The sequence below is a fragment of the Komarekiella delphini-convector SJRDD-AB1 genome, from assembly GCF_014831675.1.
Lineage (GTDB): Bacteria > Cyanobacteriota > Cyanobacteriia > Cyanobacteriales > Nostocaceae > Komarekiella.
Genome location: NZ_VJXY01000004.1, coordinates 225,682 through 249,109, shown reverse-complemented (window position 1 = coordinate 249,109; position 23,428 = coordinate 225,682). Strand labels below are relative to the sequence as shown.

Below are 23,428 nucleotides of genomic sequence, written 5' to 3'. Positions count from 1 at the left end.
CTAAATTCCTCCAGAATTATTAGATAGTTTTGGGGTGAAAGTTACGCAAGCGTAAGGCATTCGTAACAACAGAAACAGAACTAAAAGCCATCGCCCCACCCGCAATAATTGGGTTGAGTAACCAGCCAAAGATAGGAAACAAAACTCCAGCAGCAATGGGAATCCCAGCAACATTGTAAATAAAGGCAAAGAAGAGATTTTGGCGGATATTCCGAATAGTGGCACGGCTCAATTGAATTGCGGTAATAATACCTTGCAAGTCTCCAGAGATGAGAGTAATATCGCTGGCAGCGATCGCCACATCTGTCCCCGTACCAATTGCAATCCCCACGTTTGCCTGAGCCAGTGCTGGAGCATCATTGATGCCATCACCCACCATTGCCACAATTTTCCCCTCTGCTTGCAATGCTTGTACTTGAGACGCTTTTTGGTCGGGTCGAACTTCTGCAAATACTCGTCTAATACCAACTTCACTGGCGATCGCTTCTGCCGTTTTGCGATTATCTCCCGTTAGCATAACTACCTCTAAACCTAACTTTTGTAGCGTTCTGACAACTGCTACTGAAGAGGGTTTGAGTGCATCAGCAATTCCCATCAAGCCTTGAATTTGCCCATCTACAGCGATTAAAATAGCCGTTTTACCAGCAGCTTCTAGAGAGGCTTTGCGCTCTTGGAGGGTGCGGGTGTTGATACCTAATTCTTCCATCCAACGTTGAGTACCAATTTGCACTAAGTGGTTTGAAACAATCCCTTGAACACCACTGCCGGCGATCGCTTCAAATTGTTTAGCCTCTGTCAGTTCTACTTGCTGAGATTGGGCATATCTAACCACCGCTTCAGCTAATGGATGTTCTGAATTTCGTTCTACAGACGTTGCCAATTGCAAAAGTTTTAACTCGTTACTATTAGCTGTGCCGTTGACAGTAACAAAGTCAGTAACAGTGGGTTTTCCCTGTGTTAAAGTTCCAGTTTTATCCAGCACAATGGTCTGGATTCTATGAGCAAGTTCTAAACTTTCTGCACCTTTAATTAAAATGCCATTTTCTGCTCCCTTGCCCGTTCCCACCATCACTGAAGTTGGAGTAGCCAAACCCAAGGCACACGGGCAAGCTATAATCAGCACTCCGACTGTGGTAATTAGAGCAAGTGTGAAATTACCCATAACATTAAACCAAATGACGAAGGAAGCGATCGCAATGGCTATGACTGCTGGCACAAACCATCCCGTTACTTGATCTGCTAAACGCTGAATTGGTGCTTTGGAGCCTTGAGCTTGTTGCACCATTTTGACGATTTGAGACAAAAAAGTGTCTTTTCCGACGCGAGTTGCCCGGAATTTAAAGCTACCTGTTTTGTTAATTGTGGCTCCAATTACTTCATCTCCTGGTTGCTTTTTGACTGGCAAGCTCTCACCAGTCACCATCGCTTCATCAACGTTGGAAGCACCCTCTACCACTTCTCCGTCAACAGGAATTTTTTCGCCCGGACGTACCAAAATTACATCACCAATCTGAACTTCCTGGATGGGAACATCAATTTCTTGCCCATTTCTAATTACTCTGGCATCTCTGGCTTGCAAACCGATGAGTTTGCGGATGGCTTCAGAAGTTTGTCCCTTAGCGCGATTCTCAAATAGCCTTCCTAGCAAAATTAAGGTCGTAATGACTGCTGCTGCTTCATAGTACACATCAGGCATTAGTCCAGCAGCCGTAAAAAATCCTGGGAAAACAGTAGCAAGAAGTGAATAAAAATACGCTGCACCAGTACCGATAGCAACCAAAGTGTCCATCGTTGCTGTATGCCGTTTAAAGGCTTTCCAAGCATTTTTGAAGAAGTCTGCACCGCACCAGAACAAGACAGGGGTTGTCAGTACCAACTGTACCCAAGGATTGTCTAGCCACAACGTCTGAATCCAAGGCAGGTTTAGCCCCGTCATGGCAGAAATTGACCCTAGTACAATCAAAGTGCTGAGGATTGCTCCTACAACTAGCTTGCGGGTAAGTGTGCGTAATTCTGCTTCACGGGCGGTTTTTTCCGCATCATCTTCTCCAGTAATCATTTCTTGTTCCTGAAGTGAGTAAGATGAGTATCCGGCAGCATCTATGGCGGCTTGGATTGTTTCTAGATTAGTGCGCTTGGGATCGTATTGGATAGTAGCCTGCTCTACGCCAAAGTTGACGTTACAGTTACTCACTCCAGGAACAGAGCGAATCGCTTCTTCAATGTTGTTAGCACAGGAGGCACAACTCATGCCTCGAAGTTTAAGACTCAGAGTATCCATATTTATATATGCTCTTCAATCGCTGCTTTGACTGAGTTCTAAGAATTGTATTTTGGTGTAATCAATAGCCGAGTGCCGTTATCCTTAGCTTTGCCTGTGTCCTTTTTAAGCAACTTTACTAAGCGTTACTTTGCTCTGTTCGCTGGTTCTATTTTTTGTTAATAGCTTTTAAGTGACAGAATAACCAGCAGTAGTAATTGCTTCTTTAATAACTGTTTCGGAAGCATTTGTGTCTACAAGGACAACTTTTGTTTTTGGATCTGCTTGAACCGTAGCAGTAGAATCAACTGTTTTGACCGCTTTAGTAATGGTGTCTCCACAGGCGAAGCAAGCCATGTTAGGAACTTTTAGTTGGAGTGTCATAACGTTAAAAACCTTGAATTTGGATAGTAAAAAGATGGAGTTAAAAAAATCAGGAGCTGAAGACTCAATGGTTTACTGCTTTAGCTAGCACGATAACCAGAGTTAGGTAGGCGTAGCTCCTTAAAGTAGACATCGTTTCATAAGACATCATCCCTACTTGTATGAGCCATTGTTTGGCGTAACTGGAAGTACACGAACTGCAACAGCTTTAGGTTATTTGAAATGTCTTACTTCAATAAATTCATCTTAGACTCTCCAGCTAACTAGAGAGTCAAGAGATTTTGCCAAATTCTTTTGAGAGATTTCAAAAGTATTGGATGAAATGCGCCCAAAGCATCTGCGGCGAGAATCACAGTCATTGCACCTGATTTCCCTACTAACGAGGCTAAGTGGGCAGTAGCTATCCCACCTACTATTAATGCTTTCTGCTATGTCAGTTTTCTTAGCAAAGATTAAGTCACTAACTACTTGAACGGTTAAGAGTATTTTGATTAGTAGTATTCATCGCCTGGAGTAACTGCTGCATTTGAGCAATTTCAGCACTTTGACTCTTAGCAATGGATTGAGCTAAATTTCTAATCTCAGGATGCCTAGCACTATTACCAACCATGCCAGCCATCATGGTCGCCATTTGGTGATGGCGAGTCATTTGACGAAGAAATTCCTGGTCAAAGTTAGGCGCATTTTGTAGGGCTGTCATCATTTCCCGATCCATCATCTCTTGCTGTTGCATGGAAATCTTCATTGCCTCATCCATCCCGTTACCCATATTCATGCCACTCATAGGGACTTCTTTGCCATACCACTGCTTGTACCAAGTCTGCATCTGCTGAATTTCGCGGGTTTGGTCTGAGATGATGGATTGAGCTAGCTTTTTAACTTCTGGGCTTTTGGCTCGGCTCAAAGCCATCTGAGCCATCTCATTAGCGCTTTGATGATGAGGAATCATCATTTCGATAAACGATTTATCCACTTCAGCCCTCATGTTCATTCCACCATGCATAGGGCTTGTGTTCGTTCGATTGGGAGCTTCCACTTGATTGCGATCGTTGGCTTTGGCGCTATCGATGGTGGAAAAAGCTGTGATAGTGGTGCCTGTCAGTAGAGTAACAAGACTATAGGTTAAAACTTTTTTGTTCATTTTAATGACTTCTATTCAAGGAAATAAATGGTTTAGAGAATGTCAACTCTCAATCAGAGATTTTGCTGGGTGTTGTCAATACGTGTCCTTAATTGGTCAGAAACGATAGTGTTCGTCTATCTGTCCTTCCCTACATGAAAGGCAAATTGGGTAGCATATATTCAGCTTTTTTACTTCAGATGAGTTAAGTTACACCTGTAGCAGTAACAATCTTGCGGTATTGTTCAACTTAGTTAGCGATCGCGCTTCTCTCCCATACTCGGTGTAATGTCCTGTATCATGGCCTTTGCCATCTGCCAACAGGACTCGGCGCAGCAGCGACAGGATTAGGGCGCAAAATTTACAGTGATCCCTGTTATGTTTTTCGTACACAGTTGTACAGTGAATCTTTTTACCGAGGAGTTCCGCTAATACAAGTTTCGGCGTAGATACTATATGCAGGCATCAGCACAGCGATCGCAGTCATGCAGGCATTTTAAACAAGCTTGAATGCAAGCTTCAAGGATAGATTCATAGTTTAGTCATAATTTTATCCCTAAGCTAAATAGATGAATCAGTATGAAGCTGTAGTTATGCCTCTAATAGTCCACGCTAGGCAATTGTTGGTGTAAGCGCATCTACCTCATGACATGATGCTAATTTATTCCTAATGAAATGCCTAAATTTCATGCTGATTTCATTTAGGTATGCTAATAACTTTAGCTAATAAGTTATGAGAATTTCATGTTAATTTCATTTGTCTATGAAAAAGTTAATATATGGCTTGGAACTATCTATACTGTTTTGGTCTTATTGTCAAAACAAAATTAGACCAAGTTCAAGCACCAGGAGAATTAGCGGGATGTTCACGCATAGGTTAGTTAAGTATCATCTGTAAACTAGCCAAACTTCTTTGTATACTATTTATGGGAGTTTTGTACTTCTGAAATATTCTATTTGTGGTGTTTTTTCAAACTTATAATTACTAATTGGAGAAAAATGAAGGATTTTTTTACTGCACTTGCTATCACTTCAACTCTTGTTCTCACTCAAGCTTGCGCCTCACAAGTAAATAAGAGTGAGACACCAAACTCTAATGGTACCACTGTGAGTAATGCGAATACTCATGCGGGTCACAATATGGATAATTCCCAGACACCAAAAGCTGAGAAAAATCCTCACAGTAGTCACAATATAGAAAATTCCCGTGACGAGCATTCTGGTCATTCCAAGTTAGAATCTGCGAACGCTACTGCAAAACTTACTGTTGCTGACAAAATCACTCCTAACACTCCTGTACCTATAGTGATTGAAGTGCAAGACAACAATGGTAAAGCAATTGCTAATTTTGATCAGTTCCAAGAAAAATTAATGCATCTAATTATTGTCAGTGATGACCTTCAATCTTTTAATCATATTCATCCCATATATAAAGGAAATGGACGCTTTGAAGTCCAAACTAATTTTCCCCATCCTGGCAGCTACAGCCTTTTCAGCGATTATAAAGTAGCAGGAAAAGCAGAACAAGTTTCGGTCTTAAAAGCAGAAGTTCCAGGGAATGCTCCAACTGCAACCAAGATTGATTTAACTACTACAAAGATTTTTGGCAATACTAAGGCTAATCTAAAATTATCTCAACCCACAATCAAAACTGGACAAGAAGTTCACTTAATTTTCAACTTACAAGATGCTGCTAGCAACCAACCGCTGAAAGATTTGAAACCTTATTTGGGAGAAAGAGGACATTTAGTCATCCTCAAGCAGTCATCGCCGTTAACACAAGCAGACTATATTCATGCTCATGCGATGAAAAATACCCCAGCTGCTGAGGTTCATTTCATAACTAGTTTCCCGAAACCAGGAAAATATAAAATTTGGGGACAATTTAATCGAAATGAGAGAATTATTACTGCTGATTTTTGGGTAGACGTACAATAGTTATCTCAAATTTTATCTTAATGCTCACATACTAAAATTTAGTCGTCTAAATTTATGGTTTAATAGTCATTTTAGGCTTTTGAGTTGTGCCACTTTGGTATGGTTTAAAGCCTGAGTTTATATTATTAATTAAGTGAAACTATATAATCATGTTTTTTAGAATAAATCTAACTTAATGAGCAAATAAACTGTAAAATTTCATCTTAATTTCATTTTATTTATTTATAATAAATATTAAGAACATGCTCCTCATGTTTCATAACTCTGATGGGCTTTAGTACAACTATAAGCCCATTTTTTTATCGCATGCGAAAGTAAAGCAATTTATTTCATCTTAATTTTATCTGGAATTTTTCTAATAACATTTATACCAAATCGAGATAGGTTGTATTGTTTAAAAATGAGCGAAAATCAGTGTAGCCAAACCTTTGGTGAGTTTCTTTTCTGTGAGACGCTTCGCTCAGAATGGCAACCAAAGGCAATTTGGTATTATAACGTATGCAAGTCATGCTGGAAGTGTACAATGTTGTGCGTATTAGACCCAAAGGAGGTGGCACAGAAGAACGTTCCGGCTTTAGTGATACTACAGTGCGTGTAAAAGTTAACTTCTGCTTTGCAATCTTAAATTTATTTTTTCAAGCTAGTTATTTCATCTTAATTTCATAGTGACCTGTCACACTGGTTTTGTAAAGGTTCATTCACTAAGGATAAATCTGCAATCTAGTTGAGATAGTTTGTTAATTTAACAGTCAAGATGAAGAGAACATTGATTTATGCTGCTATATGTAGTCTGGCTACCACAGCTTTAATTTCTCCTGACTATGCAAATGCGAAAATAACTAATAATAAGGTTGCTAGTATTGAAAATAATATGCAATCTACTCCTGCTGGTTGGCAACTAGTTAAATTGGCCTTCCAGTTACACGTTCCTAAAAAAGGTAAGGCTCTTTCCCAGCTAATTATTGATTCTCCATCCACAGTAGCTATAAGTAATGATATTGATGTCTTAGATGATAAAGGTCAAAAAATCAAAATTAATGTTTCTTTAAATAGTAGAAAAATTATTATAGATTTTCCTGAACCAGTTACTTCTAGCACTACCAAGTTACTAATAAATCTTAACAAAGTATACCAATCAACTCTTGATTCTACTTCTATTTTCCATCTTTCCGTCAAAGTCGTTGGTAGTGATACAGAGATTCCTGTAGGTGTAGCTCAATTTCCCACATTTTAATTTATATATTCTAACTATAATTGCTTAAATTTCATCTTGATTTCATTCTGACTTGTCATGCTAGTAGATAGAGGTAGCATACCTCTTTAGCAAAAACATCACCGACAATTTGAACCTGAGAAGGGCAAGCTAACTACCTACTTCTCTGAGTAACGGCTTTGCTTTATAAAAGGGCAAGTTGAATATGGCTTTGCCAAGTTTTGATCTATCTATTAAGAGCAGATTCACTCACAATGCATGAACCTGCACTTTAACTAACATATTTAATTATTTTGGAGATAAATATGAAGAGGTCATTGATTTATGCCATTGTGTTGACTCTGAGTAGCACAGCTATTATTGCTCCTAGCTATGCAAGTGCTGGAACAGATGATGGTAGGGTTCTCTATATTGATGGAAATTCACAATTCCCTCCCACACGCTGGGGAATTTTTAGACATACTTTCCGTTTACACGTTTCCCAAAATAGCAAAGCTGTTACCCAACTACTTATCAAAGTTCCAGATAATATAACTATAAGTAATAACATTCAGGACATCGATGTCGTGGATGAAAAGGGGCAGAAAATTAACACTAATGTATCTATCAACGATAAAACAATACTACTAGCTTTCGCCGAACCAGTTGCTCCTAACACTAAGTTTGATGTTGACCTTAACAAAATAAAAAGACGAAATCTTGGTAATGGTTCTGTCTACAGATTCTCAGCTAGAGAGGTTGGCATTGATGCAGAAATTCCCATAGGTGTTGCTTGGTTTCGTACTTACTAATGCAACCTTTTTTTACTGAAAAACTATGGGATTTCATTGAAATTTCATTTATGAATGTCAAACTGATAATAGAAAGTAAATTGAACTAACTTTTAAGGAGAATCAAAATGAAAAGTTTGATTTATGCTGTTGCATTCACAGTAGCATTCACATCTTCAGTTGATGCTGTTTTTGCTAGCGGTAAACTAGGTGATTTTAGCGCTTCCCATTTAATGAAAAGTGCTGCTACTCCTAATACTACTTATGCCACAGATGCTACTCATAAATTTGAAGTCCATGTACAAGGGAAACCTCTAGCAGGACTTACAATTAATTTGCCTAAAGGAGTGAAAATTGATAGAGGAATTGAGGTAAAAAATCAATCAGGGCAAAAAATTCCCACGACAGTTTCTATGAATGGACAAAAAGCTACTGTAGCTTTTTCACAACCAATAGACCCTGAGACAAAGCTCTCAATTTTAATGAGAGGAGTCAATACTCAAACCTATGAACCAGGCTATGGTGCAACTTGGCAGTACCAAGTCTATGCCAATCAAGTTGGATTCACGCAAGAAATTCCACTTGGTCTAGCTCTGATTCAGACCTACCCTTAGGCAGAGCAATTCTTAGAGTGTAAGGAGCTGGTGTCTAGGGATGTCATGTTGACAGAAGTAGGGATGTAAATTGTGATAGATGCGTGTTTGATGGTTTTTTGATTCATTAACCTATCATTAACCTGTGATTTCATCCTAATTTCATCATGCTCTGAGAATCTAGTTATAGGGGTGAATCCTGTAAATAGATTTTCAGGTTTGAAGAGACAAGAAATCATGTCGGAATCAAATTTAGGTGTGAGTGAAAAAAGAATCATGACCAAGCCATTCTGGAATGTTCTAAGGCTCAGTCCAGTTGTTGCCGCTACATTTTTTGCTGCTAACAGTGCCTTAGCAGTTGAAGCTAATGAGCAGGTAATAACTGTAGACCAGTTGACTGCCCAATCAGACAACTTCGGTCAAGTCACATCAGTTTCTCAGTTTTCTGACGTGCAACCCACAGACTGGGCATTCCAAGCTTTGCAGTCTTTAGTTGAACGCTACGGTTGTATTGCAGGTTATCCGAATGGCACTTATCGTGGTAATCGCGCTTTGACCCGTTACGAATTTGCCGCAGGTTTGAATGCCTGTTTAGACCGAGTTAACGAATTGATTGCCACTGCTACAGCTGACTTGGTAACTAAGCAAGATTTAGCTACCTTACAACGCTTACAAGAAGAATTTTCCGCTGAACTAGCAACTCTGCGCGGTCGTGTGGATTCCTTAGAAGCTCGTACTTCTGATCTAGAAGCTAATCAATTTTCCACTACTACCAAGCTGACTGGAGAAGCAATTTTTAACATCTCTGATGTTTTTGGCAGCGATCAGAGGGCGGTTCCTTCTGGTGTTGATCAGGCTACGGCTCCCGACTTAGACACCAATACTATTTTTGCTAACCGGGTTCGTCTGAGATTCAACTCTAGCTTCACTGGAAAAGACAATTTGGAAATTCGTATCCAAAGCCGGAACATTATCCCATACGGTACGAGTGTAACAGGTACAAACATGACCCGTCTGGCGTTTGACGGGAATGAAAATAACGATGCTTTGATCGATAAAGTTAACTACGCTTTTAACCTGAGCGATGCAGTGCGCGTCCAGGTTGATGCTGCTGGTGGTTTGTTGTACGAAAACAACATCAACACCTTCAACCCTGATCTTCAAAGCAGTGGTAAAGGTTCTATTTCCCGTTATGGTCGGTTCAGCCCTATTTATCGTCAAGGAGAGGGCGGTGCAGGTGCAACCCTAATCTTCAATCCCAAAGGAGCTTTCACTGCATCTGTAGCTTATTTAGCTGGCAGAGCTAACGATCCTGGCAATGGTTCCGGTCTTTTCGATGGTTCTTATGCAGCCTTCGGTCAGATATCCTTCCAACCCACTCAGGCATTAAATATTGGTTTAACCTACGCCCGCACCTACCAAAATGGAGGACAAATTAACTTATTTAGCTCCACAGGCAGCGTCTATGCAAATAATCCCTTCCAAGGTGCTGCTTTGACTGCTAACCACTACGGTGTAGAAGCTAGCTTCAAACCAAGCCCTAATATTACTATTGGTGGTTGGTATGGTCTCAGCGATGCACAAGCTAAGAGTGGTGCTCAACAGGGCGATGAAGCAGACTTTAACTATTGGGCGGCTACCCTTGCTTTCAGAGACTTTGGCAAAGAAGGTAACGTGCTTGGTTTTATTTTTGGTCAACCACCTAAAGCGACTGACAACGATTTTATCCAGGCAAACGGTGTACGTCGTGAAGATGACGGCACATCCTATCACCTGGAGGGGCTGTACAAACTGCAACTCACTGACAATATTGCCGTTACCCCCGGTTTATTGGTCATCTTCAATCCTGAGCATAATGACACAAACGATACCGTTTACGTTGGTACACTGCGTACCACCTTCACTTTCTAAAACTGCTAATCATCATGATTTCAACAACAATATTGTCCTTGGTACACCTAGAACTGTTTTCAAGTTTTAATTCTGTCTAGTATTATGTGTCGAATACAACACCTTAATCTTTAATTAGGGTGTTGTATTATTTAGGTAACTATAAATTTTCTCATACAGTTTGATATTTTATCTTAATTTCATACTTATTTGTCACAATAGAAAATAACTCAATAGATTTCTTGCTAGCAGTTAGTTAGTTTCCGTAACTTATTTAACTGACTTTCACTCACACCAACTTATAATGATTTATGGCGATGGAGTCTATTGAGTTTTTTATAGCTATTAATATTTCACTGCTTTAGTTTTATTATAAATAATAAAAGATTATATAAATTAACTGAAAATGAACCTTGTATGCTTTTAAGTATAATTATTGGATTTTTAGGAGTTATACGGCACTAAGACTATTTAATTAGCTGATAGTAGTAGCGTATATCTTATTAAATTTACCACACGTAATACTAGACCTCCTGCACGAATCAAGAAGCATGTGACAGTTCATAGTTGAGCAACCCAGCAATTAAATTGAAGCGTAACCCAAACCGCTTTCTACGGTTGCGATAACGTCCTGAGAAAATGCGAAAAATTTGGAAGCGGCGAATTGCATGTTCAACTCGCACCCGCAGTCGGGCTAAGGCTCGATTATGCTGCTTTTCTTCCTTTGGCAACGGTTGCTGGCGAGGTTTTTTGGTCGGGGTACAAGCTCCGGTATGACATGGGAGCAAAACCTTGATAGCCTCTGTCAGCTAAACACAATTGCGATGAGACAAACGGCAAGCGACTGCGTTTGAGCAGCTTAAAGTCATGGGTTTTGCCAGTGTCTACGGCAGTGCAGATAATTTGTCCCGTTTCAAACTCCACGCTTTTGTTGCGCTTTCAGGGTGTGACGCTTGTGCTTGCCGCTATAGTAGCGTTTCTGTTTTTTTTAGGCCGCTCGATTGCTATCTCCCCTACATCAACCACCATGACTTTCCATTCCCACCCAGGTTGGTACAATTGTCGCTGGCTGGGTAGCCGGAACTTACCACACTTAACCAGCAAGTCTTCCACTTTTCGCACAATTCGCCCAACTGTGGTTTCGTGTAACCTCCAACTCACTCCGATATGAAACTGACTGCGATACTCACGCCAATACTCCAACGCCACCAGTAGTTGATCTTCTACACTCAGTTTGGCTTGTCCACCCCGCCGTCCTTGGCGGTTCAAATGCGGGTGCAACACTTCTACCATCTCAGTAAAGGTACTTCGACTGACCCCACACAAACGTTTGAACTCACTATCCGAGAGCGGTTGTAGCTCGCTGTCAGCCATTTTTTCCTCCACGCAGATGCTCCCACTACCTTCATTGTGCTATCTGCGATCGCCAACTGGCACACCGTCTCACTATTCATGCAGGAGGTCTACTGCTTAAAATTACCAAAGTAACAAAAGGAGTGTGATGTCTGCGGCGAGCGTTCGCGTAGCGTCTTGTTGGCGCAGCCTCTCGTAGAGAAGAGAAGCTATAGCGCTCCTTTTCTTCTATAAATTATTCAACGTTGCAGTAGTTTATATAGTGCGATCGCAAAGTATATCTCTTTTCATCAAAAATGCAGAAGACTTAAATTTTTTCAATTTCCTATCCTTCTGCAAGGAAAAAGTACTGCCCGTATTTTGACCCTCTTATTTACGTTGCAGTGCGAAAAAAAGCACTATAATTTCACTGATAGTACCCGCAAGCATTCCATACGCTGCTGAAGTCGCTCCATTATGTCTAGTAAAGATCAGACTTCCACATACTATCAGGGTGAAAGCTGCGGCAACTAATGTTGCAAGATTGATGAACCAGTTCTTTGCGCGGTGAATCAGCAGCCCTTGAAACGTATTTTGCAGTGCTAAGAGCAGAGGGAAAAATGACAGTATTTGTACAACTGGACGAGCCGCTTCAACAAGAGATGTATTATTTCCCAAAAACTGACCAAGTAATAAGAATCCTTTGTCCGTAAACCCAAGAAAAATTGGTATCACAGTAAAGCCTAAACCCACAAGAACCACAAAAGCAACAAGTGTACGCCTAGAAGTTTCTTCATAAGTAGAAATTACCACTTGTTGAATCATGCGTGTACCGTTAGCGATCGAAAGAAGTAATCCCCAAGCAGCGGGCCATACAGCGAGTGCAAGGCTGCCATCGAATGAGCGAGCAATCAGACTTAAGAGTATTGCCCTTGCACCCCAAACAATAAGCATTGTTGAGGCTAAAGGAAGATAGTAAAATGTGACTCCTCGAAAGGTTTTAGGCAGTTTCTTAGTTTCAGAATCTACTTCCTCTTTAAGAATAGAAATAATGCCAAGACGCAAACAAAACCATGTGACCAATACTGCTTCAATAAGTATGGCTCCCATCATGGTAATACCTGCAAGAAAGGCCCCGTCACTTCTAAGACTAACCCCCACTGCCAGTGCCACAATTACCCAAGTCAATCGCGCCACACCTGCCCATCCTACAGCTACGCTCTTTTGAGCGCGAATAAGCAACCCCTGAAAGAATCGTCGCCAAGCAATAACGAAAGGCCACAAGAACATCAATAAAAAAGCAGTTCTCCCTTGCGCTGCAATAAATGGGCTAACGCCAAATACCTCTAAAAGAAGCCAGTTATACAAAGGCTTCCAAGTGAGTAAAAGAAAAATGCCACTGAGAGAAAGTCCTGCAATTACTGTAAATTGCCAAAGTGCGCGGCGAGATTTGACTTGCCCTCCAAGAGCGGTTGAGGCGTGAAGAATCATGATAATGGGGCTTTCTAGAAATACGGCAACCCCTTTGACTACCCCAACTCCGGCTAATGTCTCTTGTGGAAAGGCCAGGCGACTGAGTGCAGCAGTCTGAAGTGGATCGCCGAGAGTCATTGCCACATCAGTTAAGGAAAGAGGTATGAACTGAGCGAGTAACATCAATAGCGATCGCTGGGAAGCTATTTTATTACCTTCCTGTTCCTGCTGGGGTGAGGTGTTCATGAAATTTTTCAGCACTATATAATGAGTCACTAAAAATACAGAGGAGTCAATGAGGCGATCGCATCATCAAGATGCTCTCCCTGTTTGAGGGTGAATCGATTATGGTCAAGCCAATTGGAGTCGTAGACTGTTTCAAGATAGCGATCGCCTCCGTCTGGATTGATCATCAGAATTCGCGCACCATCACCAAGAGAGCGCGCCAGATGTAAGCCACCAGCCACAATTGCCCCTGTGGAAGCACCAAGAAGCAAACCCTCACGACGTGCGAGTGCATGACACACGGAGTAAGCGATCGCCTCTGGCACCACGTAACCACGATTAAGCAGCGAAAGCTCCAGATTAGGTGGAAAGAACGATAATCCAACACCCGTCATCTTGTATGGTTTTGCTGGGGTTCCCATAATGACTGAACCTTCAACATCAACGCCAACAATACGTATTTCTGGAAATCGCGGTCGAAGATAACGAGCAATTCCCATTATTTGTCCCGCAGTGCTAACACCGACTACTACAGCATCAAGGTTGGAGGAAAAGTGAGCTTCAATCTCACGCGCAGTGTAATATGAGTGTGCCTCAGTATTCAGAGGATTCAAGTGCTGACATGGATACCAAGCATGAGGAATGGTTGCGGCAAGCTCACGCGCTCGTTTCATTCTTGCCTTCTGCATAGAGCCTGATTCGTCTGCCTCATGTAGGGGTACATCCACAAGTTCAGCACCGTATGCTTTCAGCATTCGTCTAAAAGGTGGAGCAGTTTTTGCATCGACAACAATTATGACCCGATACCCTCGGACTGCTCCTATCATAGCCAGGCCAACACCGAAATTTCCTGAGCTTGACTCGATAATCGTACCACCAGGTATAAGAAGCCCTTCCTCCTCTGCACGCGTCACGAGATAGACTGCATTTTTCTCCTTAATAGACCCTCCTGGATTGCAGCTCTCTAACTTCAAGAAACATTCTGAGACAATACATACAGGAGAAATATTCTTGAGTTTTACAATCGGTACATTTCCTATTGCCTCGGTAACATCACCGACAGTAATTTTTTTCCATTTACTATGATTGTTCCATTGACAGTTAGAAATGTTCTCGAATGATGAAGATTTTGCAAGCTGATTCATATTTACCATCCAAAAAATTTAAAAAGTAGTAGTAATTATCATGACTACGTGAACTTGCTCACTTGATCGGGTTTTTATTTGCAATATCACTACTACATTGTTTTATTGACGATACGAATTATAAGGACTATTCCTTGTATAGCTCGTCACCGCCTAAACCTGTTTCAATTTGACCAAAAGTAAATATCAATTAGGTCTGAATGATAACTACCTGAGCAAGTTTTTAACTGATGTCCACAAAAATATCGAGATCCATCATGGAATCGACCTATTTTTTATATTGAAGTATAAATATGAAATAAAGATGAAATTTTTTGTTTGGTCTTTAATCTTTTCCAAAAATCAGTATTAATAGTTTTTTTATTGTTATTTAATTAACTTTGTCTTGATATAAAAGATTAACAACAAAATGTTCTTAAATACGTATAAATTAATTACATTGATTATAATATATTTTGCATAATATCTAACTTAAGTTAGAGAGAAAAGACTAACCTTAGTTAGATATCAACTAATTAATGACAACAAAACTTATAAATATTATTGAACTATAGCAATCCGCTTTGATTTCTAAAATTGTTTGTGTAAGGAGTGAACTCTTAACTGGGAATAGGGAACAAGAAAGAATGGAAGTAGAGGTGTACTGAGTTATTTCAAAAATTAAATAGGAGTCCTATAGTTGAAATTTCATCTTAATTTCATATTTACGTGTCAAAATTATTATTGACTCACTAGATATCTTGCAAAACTTAGTTTCTGTAACTCCTCAAACTAAGTTCACACCCTATTTTGGCAAGTTGCTCTACTTAATTATGTATCTGCAAGATACTAAACTGCTGTTATGTCTTGTATAGCTTAATCCTAATTTGTAAGAATTTCATCCTAATTTCATATCTAAATGTCAACCTGTTTATAGGGGTATCCCTATTGCAAACTATGCTTACATCACAAATTTACAACGAACCTTTAACTACTCAATTTGATATGAGGATGCTGCTAGTCGAAGATGAGCCAGATTTGGGGGCTGCTATTAAGCGCACCCTAAATCAACATAAGTACTTAGTTGATTGGATCATGGATGGTAATGATGCATGGGCATATTTAGAAAATCGTTCGACACAATATACAGTAGCGATTCTTGACTGGATGCTTCCAGGAATTACTGGTCTAGAATTGTGCAAAAGACTGCGTTCCAAAGGAAATCCTCTTCCTATCTTGATGCTAACTGCCAAAGATAGAATGGAAGATAAAGTTGCTGGACTAGATGCGGGTGCTGACGATTACTTAGTAAAACCATTTAGTATGATAGAACTACTGGCACGATTGCGGGCTTTGCAGCGTCGTTCTCCGCACTTTCAACCACAACAATTGACTGTTGATAACTTGACTCTAGATTATGGCAACAGTACAGTTGTAAGACAAAATGCTATAGGTGAACAACAAAGGATTCCTTTAACTAATAAAGAATTCCAACTGTTAGAGTATTTTATGAAGCACCCCAACCAAATTGTTACTACCGAACAAATTCGTAATCAGATTTGGGAAGTTAACGCGGAATCTAGTAGCAATGTAGTAGCGGCGCAAATACGTTTGTTACGTCGCAAACTCACCAATAGCGACTGTCCTAACTTGATTGAAACTTTGCACGGTATGGGATATCGTCTTAATCTTAACAATGAATCAGAATAAGCTGTTTCGGCTCACCCGTATTCGTTTGGCTCTGTATTATGCCATCGTTATGGGTTTAATTCTAAGCTTATGTGCCTTCGGTTTTTATCGAGCAGTGTTCCATGCCCATGTGGTGGCTTTAGATAGTGAAATCGAGTCTGTAGCGGGAACATTACACGATAGTATCGAACTAAAACTACAGTCACCTGGACATTTAGAACCATTGGTACATCAGTTATTCCCAAATATAGATAACTGTGGAACTGGAGCTACTAATTGTATTCAACAACAGTCAGATTCTAAACGTCATCTTCTTGGTATCGTTACTAAAACTAGCTACTATATACGTTTTTTTGATACTTCTGGAAAATTAATTGCTACTGCTGGTTATTATCCAGAAGGATTATCTGACGTTTTTAATCAAAAAACTTGGCAATTTCTCAAAGACAGCAAGGGCAAAGATTACCATCAAATTACTCTAGCGCTGCACACCCAAAATTATCAAGATTGGGGATATATGCAAGTAGGGCGAAGTCTACAAGAGTTTAATCATTACTTGGACAGTGTGAAATTAGTCTTGGTATTCGGGCTGTTAGTTGCAATGGGTATGATTGCTGGTGCTAGTTGGTGGCTATCAGGATTAGCTATGCAGCCAATTTATCAATCCTATCGACAAATTCAGCAATTTACAGCAGATGCAGCACATGAATTACGAACGCCTTTAGCTGCAACAGGTGCGACGGTAGAATCAGCACTTTTAATGCCGCAAATAGACTCTGAAGAGACACGGGATATTTTGCAAACTATACAGCGTCAAAATCAGCGGCTAACAGCTTTAGTTGTTGATTTATTAATGTTGGCACGTATAGATAGACAAGCCCAAAAGTTACAACGTGAAATTTGTTCCCTAAATGATATTGTTAGCGATTTAGTTGAGGAGTTTGAGGCGATGGCAACTGCCGCAGGGATAAAGCTGACATCTTCAATACGAGTGCATCAACCCCTGAATGTTATAGGTAATTCTGACCAGCTTTATCGCTTGTTTTCTAATTTAATTGTCAATGCAATTCAATACACACCCAAAAGAGGGGAGGTAACGGTTTTCTTAGACCACAACGACCATAGTGCTGTGATCAAAATTCAAGATACAGGAATTGGTATCCCAAAACACGAAGTGACTCGAATTTTTGATCGTTTTTATCGGGTGAGTAGCGATCGCTCCCGTAGTACTGGCGGTTCTGGATTAGGATTAGCCATTGTTCAAGCAATTATCCAGTCACACCACGGTAGCATAGATGTGCAAAGTAACTTAGGTGAAGGCAGCACTTTCACTATCAAGCTACCTTTTAATATACCCCCACTTAAAACTGTTCGCTTTATTTACCCATTTAAAATATTGTATCGTTAAAAACAGATACTTATATAAACCTGCTAGATCGTTTCTTGCTACTTAGCCATCTGAAAATAAATTTTTATCTGTGGGTCATGAACTGTAAGTTGATGACCCACTAAACTCAAGTCTGCAAGACAACCACATCAATTACTAATAATTAAATCGGATAGTAATTAATGAAAACCTGATCGGAATTGTTTACGGAGCTATATTTATTTCTGTAACTGCTGCCTACACCGTAAGTGTTGACTTGTACACGATTTATGCCATCATGAATACTCAATATATAAGCAGCATTATAGGGATAATCAGAAGTATCAACACCACCCAATACAGTGTCTACTTGCGCTGGAGTCAAATCATATAAAAATGTATCTGTATGACTAAAATGAAAGTCAAAAACTACTATTTTATCCACAACTGTACCTTGGAATCCTTTAGAAATTTACTTCTTAAATTCTACTTTATCAATCTGAATTTAATCAGAGTGTATATGAAGTTTTTCATATAACTAATCTATTTTTAGGACATAATTAAATAGTTCATAATTCTTGATATGTTGTTCATACTATAACTCGCAATAAGTGCATATTACCTAATTCGGCTGCTGTAACGTTTGATTGGCAGTATTCTTTAGCTTGTTTGCGTTTGGGTTAGTTTTGCTTAGTTCGTAATGTTGGTGACTTGATTCGAGTCCATAATCACCTACTTTAAGAAATTGTCAGCGCGTTTACGTCTGCCTAATGACATTAAAAATATTTCTTACTAATTACATACGAGAATTTCATCCTAATTTCATCTTGATATGCATCAACTATTTGATTTATAGATAAGATAGGTAATAGAATAAGCTAAAAAGCTTACATAATAAAGATTTCAGCAGTATGTAAAAATATGTAAATATCTTTATATATTCAGATTTATTTTTTATCAAACTACTGTCAGAATGGCAAATAAAAAATAACAGATTATAATAGCATGTATAAAGTTTTTCAATAGCTTAAGATAGTATTTGGTATAACTCTATAGCCTAAAATACAAATTTTTATTTTCTTACTTTAGGAGAATTTAATCTTTATAAAACGGGTTTAAAAATGAAAGCGTAGTGTTACACACCTGGTTTTTCTTGCGTAGGTGTGTAATCTCAATGAAGTAAGTGAGGTAAAAATATGTCTGATTCAATCATCACGTCTGATTTACTTGTGGATTTATCCATACAGGAACAGCAGCTTTTATCTGGGGGATACCACAAAGACGACTACGACAAAAACAAAGACTACGAGTATTATCCCAAAAAATACCATGACAAAAAACGTAAAAAGTACCAACATTGGTACTAAGTCAGGAAAGCTATGGTCTGAGTAGTTTTGTAGGAGTCGAGCTGACATACATGTGAAATAGTTCCACTTACCTGAGATGACATAATTTTTTGGGGTTTTGAGGAGCATTAGCAGACACAAAACCCCATTTTTTCGGTCAATTTACGCCCGGTAATCTCAATTTTGCTGTTTAGACTAGTTCCCGGTGCGAAACTAGCGATAAAATAAAGAATAAGTATTATTAAAGCTCAAAAATAAGAGATAACATGGAGAGTGATAATGGCAGCCAAATAAATTATCAGATAATTTCAATATTGGGAAAAGTAAGTAATGTTGATGAAGGGATTATGGCTGGTTATAAAATACAAATTTAGTTAATATTCCTAGCCTGAAAAACTAAACATCGACTGATAATAGTCAAATTATGAGCGATTATTCCCCAGCCCACCCAACGTTGAAATCCCATATCTCCTCTATACAAACAACGTTGGAACCCAAAGCATCGTTTCAAAAAACTAATACGTCCCTCTACGCCGTTATGCCAATGACGACCCTTTCTAAAATTTCTCTTCCTTTCATGCTGAATTCGTTGCTTACTTCTATAACCTCCTTTCGGCAATATAACTTGTTTTATTCCTAATAATTGGGCATAGTTTTCATTGCTTTGAGAGGAAACACCTCTATCACTAGAAACTAGTTTAGGGGGATAGCCAAAATTGTCTATATGTTGGTCAAGACTGGAAACCAATTGTTGAGTATCATGAGGGTTTCCCTTTAATACTCGATAATTACTTACAATTCCACCATCAACTTCATCTAACCAGACCTTCCGCCCAAACTCTACATCTAGGTTAGGTTTGCCCCTACATATAATATCTGTATGCACTTCAAATATACTTACAATTTTTTCCGCTGCGCTAACTTTTTCTTGAGCTAAAACTCGGCGAGATGCTTGCTCAACAACTTGTTCTATACGCGGGAGAAAAATTTCCCATTTTTGCAATAGTTTCCGCGACTTTACGGCATCCGACTTATCAAGAATTGTCTTCACTTTTTCAGCTTGTTTAATTGCAGCTTTCGTGACTTCAATCAATTTTATGTATGCTTGTTTTCTTTTTTGCTTCCCAGATTCATTTCTCGTTTTTGATAGACTATCAATCTGTCTAGATATTCTTCTAGCTGTACGATAACGATTGCGAAACATTTGCAAGTTAATATTTTTAGAGTTAGCTAAAATAATTGACTTTGCTTGAGATAGAATGCGACTAATAACTTTTACTCCATCTACTAATAAACTGTTATCCGAAGGAAAATGAATATTAGTTGCCACTACTGTACCATCTGTCCTCATCTTTCTCCCTTGAGTTATTTGTAACTGGGTAGCAATTTGAGTCAATCTTTGATTAATCTTCTCCAAAGTTTTTTCACTCAAAGTGTTCGTCCAACGGATCAGTGTGCTTTTATTTGGCAGAGGATTAAAATATATTCGACAAAACTGCCTCAAAATTAAACTTTCTTTGACATTTTTTATTGTGTTTTCGTAACTTAGGCAGCGTCAGTGTTTCAGGGCTAGCATCCTTAATATCACTTCTACTGGAGTTGATTTTCTTCCTGTTTTAGTTGAAAGTCGATAACGTTTTGAAAAGTCTGCTGACGTTAACTCCAGGAGCTTTTCATCACAGAGCAGATGATCAATCAGGGTCATTTGCTCATCCATTTCACCACTCAACTGCAAGATAATGTTGAACTCCCGGTCAATGTGATATCTTTTCCGTAACACCTCAAGTCTGCCTTGCGATTGAGTACATTTTTCCCTATCTCAATCACTGTAAGGCTTTTGGGTTTCGCACCGCGAACTAGACTAGATGCAGGTGAATATCCTCCCACCCCATTGCCACAATGATTTTAATATATACTGTGAGTAATTTGTCTACACGAGGAACAAGTAAAATAATTCACAGATTTCTCTATTGTTATAACTATTCCCATGCCTTCAATTTCTTAAGAGTCTAACACTTTCATCTCTGGGAGATTCAGAATTTTATCTACGGGAAATTTCATAGCGCTTGCATAAAAATTTATGATGTTACCATTTATATGGTAGTATCTGTGCTATTTGATAGGATTTTGAAATTTGTAACCTATTGCAGTATCTCAACTTCAGACATCGAATATACTAAATGGTGAGAATGAAAATTGAGCCAATTTTCATTCTCACCATAAAAGTAACGTAAGAACCCTAAATTATAGACATGGCTATGTCGGGACGTTTTAGTTGCTGAACCAAATAATTTGATAACAATCCATGCTTAATTTGATAGATCGTTTGACCAGTTTTATAAGCTAAATCTTTTTGTCATCAACTGCGATTATTGAAAGATATGCGTTTAGTCAGCTATCGCCGAGAAGGGCGAAATGCTTATTAAATAAACATCCAACTACCCCTGTTCAAAGCAAACTATATGAAATCTATTACTAATTTATATATCAACAGATGTTGATTAAATATTGAAATTTTGTCGATTGGCTTTTTGAGCTAAAGGTTACATACTAAAAGCAATCTATGTAAAACAGAGTAGTCAGGTTTCATTGAATAATGAGTATTTATTGGCTTCCTCATATAGCTAATTTTCACGACAACTATATGAGCATTTTAAAATTGATTCAGGCATTGACATTTTTGTAATTCTAATTATTTGTTATGGGAGAATTGATGAAGGAATGCAGTCATTTTAAGTGGTTTACTGGGAACCTGTATAATCAACTAATTTTATTATTAAATGTTGCTTATATAAAATAATTATCAACTATCATAAATGAATTATCTTCTTCAAAATAATGTTTAAAACTTTCGATTTATATCAACAAAGTGTATTTGCTTTGTAGAGAATTGTTATGTCTCAAAATAGAACCAATAAGGGTAAGAAAGTCATGTCTGATGATAATACAACCAATACTAATAATAGTAATAGTAATAGTAAACCTCAAAAGCGGCTAATAATTGTTACAGGTGATAAAGGTGGCGTGGGAAAAAGCACCTTTGCACGAGCGCTTTTTCAACTGTACATTAATAAAAATTTACCCTGTGTCACTTATGAAGCTGACTTAAGAAATCCTCAGTTAGAAAGATATTTCAAAAAAGACTACCGACCGATAATACGTTACATTGATATTTTCCATAGAGGTGGTGCTGACGATTTATTAATTAATTTAGATGAGAGTGATTGTCCTATTACGCTATTAGACTTACCAGCACAATCTGGAGGTTTCTTTGAAAGTTATGTCAAAGAGCTTTCATTTTTTGAAGTGCTTAAAACCGATATTAATTGTCGAGTTACAATGATTTCGGTGATTAGTAGGGTTCTTGATTCAATAAATGTTTTAGAAAAACTGCGTGAACTTTGTAAAGATCAAGTAGATTATATTGTTGTCAAGAACTTATTTCATGGTGAAGAAGAAAAATTTGAGCGTTATAATGACGCTTCTCTACGTCAAAATATGCTTGCAACAGGTCTGGTAGAACTTGTGATGCCAGATTTGTTCTACAAATCCTACGACTTTATTGACCGCCATGCTTTAACATTTAATGAAGGTCAGACTCATCAAGGAACAAATATTGTGATTAAGTCGAGAATTAAATCTTGGCTTGCTGAGTTTGAAGCGCAAATTAAGTCGGCATTTAATTTATTTGGCTTTGATATACAACCAGATGATTGTTACTATCCAGCAGTTGTTGAAAAGTCTAAAGAGCTTAGAGAAAATGAAGAGAAAGAAAAAGCTAAAAACCAAGATTCAAATTTACCATCTCAAAATATAGCTGCTTAATTGAATTTGCTTGGTTTGTTATGTTTAAAAAGCGTTTTGTTATTACATTGGGTGATGCTCGTGTGGGTAAATCCACAACTTCTAGACTTTTGCTAGAGTTGTACTTGAAGAATAAACTTAATGTGCGTGTTTTCTATCATGGGCATCGTAATAAACTATCAATGTATCAAACAAAAGGCTTTGAGATAAATCATTTAGGATTCTCCAGGGGTGATTCTGATAGGTTATTACTTGACTTAGAAATGTTTCCAAAGATTGATGTGGTTCTGACTGATATGCCAGGTCAAAACCTCCGAGAATTCAAGTTCTTTGATAAAGATGTTTCACTGATAGAAAATCTTAAGTGTCTGGGATATCGTGTTACTTTCTTGCACCCGATATCACATCGTAAAGATTGTGTTGAAGAGTATCTTCAGGATTTATATCAGCATTTTGGTAGTCAGGTTGACTATGTTGTTATCAAAAATTATTACTTTAGCAAGCAATTTCGATACTATGAAGGTAGTCAATTCCAAGCTGATATTAAAAAAATAAACGGCTTGGAACTAGTTTTAGGTGGGTTAGATAATGACTTTTACCAGTTGCTTGAGGATACTGGTTTACCTTATGCTCAACTGATTGAAACTAACTCTCCTATTAATACTATTCAGCGTTCTATAGTATTCAACTGGATGGAGAATTTTCATAACTCTATTGTGTCTAATGGAATAGCTTCTAATTATTTGGGGTTGAGTACGAACTGTGTAGAACTAGCTTCTGTAGGTGCAAATAAACAAAGTCTTTCCAATCTTGATGTAACTGAAGATATTGAATCTGAAAAATGGTAGGTATTTGCTTTACCAAATTAACAGTGAAATTTCAAATTGACTGTTTAAACAAC

The 23,428-nt window shown here is 38.5% G+C and carries 18 protein-coding genes and 4 pseudogenes; 11 read left to right on the top strand and 11 right to left on the bottom strand.

The features are described 5' to 3' along the window. Positions 1 to 19 precede the first annotated feature (19 nt). The 3 genes from FNW02_RS06285 to FNW02_RS06275 form a co-directional block, all read right to left on the bottom strand. Positions 20 to 2,281, bottom strand: coding sequence for a heavy metal translocating P-type ATPase (locus FNW02_RS06285; RefSeq protein ID WP_191756687.1), 2,262 nt, complete (start codon positions 2,279 to 2,281; stop codon positions 20 to 22). A 168-nt stretch (positions 2,282 to 2,449) separates the two neighbouring features. After that, positions 2,450 to 2,644: a heavy-metal-associated domain-containing protein gene (locus FNW02_RS06280; RefSeq protein ID WP_191756686.1), complete on the bottom strand. Its 195-nt coding sequence runs from the start codon at positions 2,642 to 2,644 to the stop codon at positions 2,450 to 2,452. A 460-nt stretch (positions 2,645 to 3,104) separates the two neighbouring features. Further along, a complete protein-coding gene (locus FNW02_RS06275; protein WP_191756685.1) occupies positions 3,105 to 3,785 on the bottom strand; it encodes a DUF305 domain-containing protein in 681 nt (226 codons plus the stop codon). Positions 3,786 to 4,763: 978 nt separating this feature from the next. On the opposite strand from FNW02_RS06275, the gene FNW02_RS06265 reads away from it, so the two are divergent. From FNW02_RS06265 to FNW02_RS06240, 5 genes are all read left to right on the top strand, one after another. Then, on the top strand, positions 4,764 to 5,702 hold the full coding sequence (locus FNW02_RS06265) for a hypothetical protein (protein ID WP_191756683.1): 939 nt from the start codon (positions 4,764 to 4,766) through the stop codon (positions 5,700 to 5,702). 754 nt (positions 5,703 to 6,456) lie between these two features. After that, a complete protein-coding gene (locus FNW02_RS06255) occupies positions 6,457 to 6,936 on the top strand; it encodes a hypothetical protein (RefSeq protein ID WP_191756681.1) in 480 nt (159 codons plus the stop codon). Positions 6,937 to 7,220: 284 nt separating this feature from the next. Next, positions 7,221 to 7,706: a DUF2808 domain-containing protein gene (locus FNW02_RS06250; RefSeq protein ID WP_191756680.1), complete on the top strand. Its 486-nt coding sequence runs from the start codon at positions 7,221 to 7,223 to the stop codon at positions 7,704 to 7,706. Between the two features lie 107 nt (positions 7,707 to 7,813). After that, a complete protein-coding gene (locus tag FNW02_RS06245) occupies positions 7,814 to 8,299 on the top strand; it encodes a DUF2808 domain-containing protein (RefSeq protein WP_191756679.1) in 486 nt (161 codons plus the stop codon). 255 nt (positions 8,300 to 8,554) lie between these two features. Continuing rightward, positions 8,555 to 10,189, top strand: a complete 1,635-nt coding sequence (locus FNW02_RS06240; RefSeq protein ID WP_191756715.1) for an iron uptake porin — start codon at positions 8,555 to 8,557, stop codon at positions 10,187 to 10,189. A gap of 521 nt (positions 10,190 to 10,710) precedes the next feature. Here FNW02_RS06240 and FNW02_RS38440 read toward each other — a convergent pair. From FNW02_RS38440 to FNW02_RS06225, 5 genes are all read right to left on the bottom strand, one after another. Then, the gene (locus tag FNW02_RS38440) at positions 10,711 to 10,899 is read right to left on the bottom strand and encodes a transposase family protein (RefSeq protein ID WP_263627720.1); all 189 of its coding nucleotides are present in this window, start codon (positions 10,897 to 10,899) and stop codon (positions 10,711 to 10,713) included. Continuing rightward, positions 10,874 to 11,092: a hypothetical protein gene (locus tag FNW02_RS38435; RefSeq protein ID WP_225225475.1), complete on the bottom strand. Its 219-nt coding sequence runs from the start codon at positions 11,090 to 11,092 to the stop codon at positions 10,874 to 10,876. The genes FNW02_RS38440 and FNW02_RS38435 overlap by 26 nt, the downstream gene beginning before the upstream one ends. A gap of 15 nt (positions 11,093 to 11,107) precedes the next feature. After that, a complete protein-coding gene (locus FNW02_RS38430) occupies positions 11,108 to 11,542 on the bottom strand; it encodes a transposase family protein (RefSeq protein WP_225225467.1) in 435 nt (144 codons plus the stop codon). Positions 11,543 to 11,890: 348 nt separating this feature from the next. Beyond that, positions 11,891 to 13,219, bottom strand: coding sequence for a hypothetical protein (locus tag FNW02_RS06230; RefSeq protein WP_191756678.1), 1,329 nt, complete (start codon positions 13,217 to 13,219; stop codon positions 11,891 to 11,893). 29 nt (positions 13,220 to 13,248) lie between these two features. Further along, complete coding sequence (locus FNW02_RS06225) at positions 13,249 to 14,343, bottom strand: cysteine synthase family protein (protein WP_191756677.1); 1,095 nt, start codon at positions 14,341 to 14,343, stop codon at positions 13,249 to 13,251. 936 nt (positions 14,344 to 15,279) lie between these two features. Between FNW02_RS06225 and rppA the strand changes: the two genes are divergently transcribed. The 3 genes from rppA to FNW02_RS06205 all read left to right on the top strand — a co-directional run bounded on the left by rppA (position 15,280) and on the right by FNW02_RS06205 (position 18,744). Continuing rightward, a complete protein-coding gene (gene rppA, locus FNW02_RS06220; protein ID WP_191756676.1) occupies positions 15,280 to 16,032 on the top strand; it encodes a two-component system response regulator RppA in 753 nt (250 codons plus the stop codon). After that, on the top strand, positions 16,019 to 17,419 hold the full coding sequence (rppB, locus tag FNW02_RS06215; RefSeq protein WP_191756675.1) for a two-component system sensor histidine kinase RppB: 1,401 nt from the start codon (positions 16,019 to 16,021) through the stop codon (positions 17,417 to 17,419). The genes rppA and rppB overlap by 14 nt, the downstream gene beginning before the upstream one ends. 1,154 nt (positions 17,420 to 18,573) lie before the next feature. Further along, complete coding sequence (locus FNW02_RS06205) at positions 18,574 to 18,744, top strand: hypothetical protein (RefSeq protein ID WP_191756673.1); 171 nt, start codon at positions 18,574 to 18,576, stop codon at positions 18,742 to 18,744. A gap of 349 nt (positions 18,745 to 19,093) precedes the next feature. Here the strand turns inward: FNW02_RS06205 and FNW02_RS06200 are convergent. The 3 pseudogenes from FNW02_RS06200 to FNW02_RS40090 form a co-directional block, all read right to left on the bottom strand. Then, positions 19,094 to 20,503 (bottom strand): annotated as a pseudogene (locus FNW02_RS06200) (ISNCY family transposase). A 128-nt stretch (positions 20,504 to 20,631) separates the two neighbouring features. Beyond that, positions 20,632 to 20,784 (bottom strand): annotated as a pseudogene (locus FNW02_RS06195) (ISL3 family transposase); the annotation flags it as partial. A gap of 178 nt (positions 20,785 to 20,962) precedes the next feature. Next, a pseudogene (locus FNW02_RS40090) lies at positions 20,963 to 21,076 on the bottom strand (IS701 family transposase); the annotation flags it as partial. 1 nt (position 21,077) lies between these two features. On the opposite strand from FNW02_RS40090, the pseudogene FNW02_RS39870 reads away from it, so the two are divergent. The 3 genes and pseudogenes from FNW02_RS39870 to FNW02_RS06185 all read left to right on the top strand — a co-directional run. Next, positions 21,078 to 21,149: pseudogene (locus FNW02_RS39870) on the top strand (ArsR family transcriptional regulator); the annotation flags it as partial. Positions 21,150 to 21,654: 505 nt separating this feature from the next. After that, positions 21,655 to 22,548 carry a P-loop NTPase family protein gene (locus tag FNW02_RS06190; protein ID WP_191756714.1) on the top strand — a complete coding sequence of 298 codons (894 nt, stop codon included), beginning with the start codon at positions 21,655 to 21,657 and terminating at the stop codon, positions 22,546 to 22,548. 20 nt (positions 22,549 to 22,568) lie between these two features. Further along, entirely contained in the window at positions 22,569 to 23,375 is an 807-nt protein-coding gene (locus tag FNW02_RS06185; protein ID WP_191756672.1) for a hypothetical protein, read from the top strand. Positions 23,376 to 23,428 lie beyond the last annotated feature (53 nt).

What these genes read in the sequence shown, in the direction of transcription:
- FNW02_RS06255 (WP_191756681.1), top strand. Translation starts at nt 6,457, where the DNA reads ATGAAGAGAACATTGATTTATGCTGCTATATGTAGTCTGGCTACCACA.
- FNW02_RS06280 (WP_191756686.1), bottom strand. Translation starts at nt 2,644, where the DNA reads ATGACACTCCAACTAAAAGTTCCTAACATGGCTTGCTTCGCCTGTGGA.
- FNW02_RS06250 (WP_191756680.1), top strand. Translation starts at nt 7,221, where the DNA reads ATGAAGAGGTCATTGATTTATGCCATTGTGTTGACTCTGAGTAGCACA.
- FNW02_RS06245 (WP_191756679.1), top strand. Translation starts at nt 7,814, where the DNA reads ATGAAAAGTTTGATTTATGCTGTTGCATTCACAGTAGCATTCACATCT.
- FNW02_RS06230 (WP_191756678.1), bottom strand. Translation starts at nt 13,219, where the DNA reads ATGAACACCTCACCCCAGCAGGAACAGGAAGGTAATAAAATAGCTTCC.
- FNW02_RS06205 (WP_191756673.1), top strand. Translation starts at nt 18,574, where the DNA reads ATGTCTGATTCAATCATCACGTCTGATTTACTTGTGGATTTATCCATA.
- FNW02_RS06190 (WP_191756714.1), top strand. Translation starts at nt 21,655, where the DNA reads ATGTCTGATGATAATACAACCAATACTAATAATAGTAATAGTAATAGT.
- FNW02_RS38430 (WP_225225467.1), bottom strand. Translation starts at nt 11,542, where the DNA reads ATGGCTGACAGCGAGCTACAACCGCTCTCGGATAGTGAGTTCAAACGT.
- FNW02_RS06185 (WP_191756672.1), top strand. Translation starts at nt 22,569, where the DNA reads ATGTTTAAAAAGCGTTTTGTTATTACATTGGGTGATGCTCGTGTGGGT.
- FNW02_RS06240 (WP_191756715.1), top strand. Translation starts at nt 8,555, where the DNA reads ATGACCAAGCCATTCTGGAATGTTCTAAGGCTCAGTCCAGTTGTTGCC.
- FNW02_RS06275 (WP_191756685.1), bottom strand. Translation starts at nt 3,785, where the DNA reads ATGAACAAAAAAGTTTTAACCTATAGTCTTGTTACTCTACTGACAGGC.
- FNW02_RS06225 (WP_191756677.1), bottom strand. Translation starts at nt 14,343, where the DNA reads ATGAATCAGCTTGCAAAATCTTCATCATTCGAGAACATTTCTAACTGT.
- FNW02_RS06265 (WP_191756683.1), top strand. Translation starts at nt 4,764, where the DNA reads ATGAAGGATTTTTTTACTGCACTTGCTATCACTTCAACTCTTGTTCTC.
- rppA (WP_191756676.1), top strand. Translation starts at nt 15,280, where the DNA reads ATGCTTACATCACAAATTTACAACGAACCTTTAACTACTCAATTTGAT.
- rppB (WP_191756675.1), top strand. Translation starts at nt 16,019, where the DNA reads ATGAATCAGAATAAGCTGTTTCGGCTCACCCGTATTCGTTTGGCTCTG.
- FNW02_RS06285 (WP_191756687.1), bottom strand. Translation starts at nt 2,281, where the DNA reads ATGGATACTCTGAGTCTTAAACTTCGAGGCATGAGTTGTGCCTCCTGT.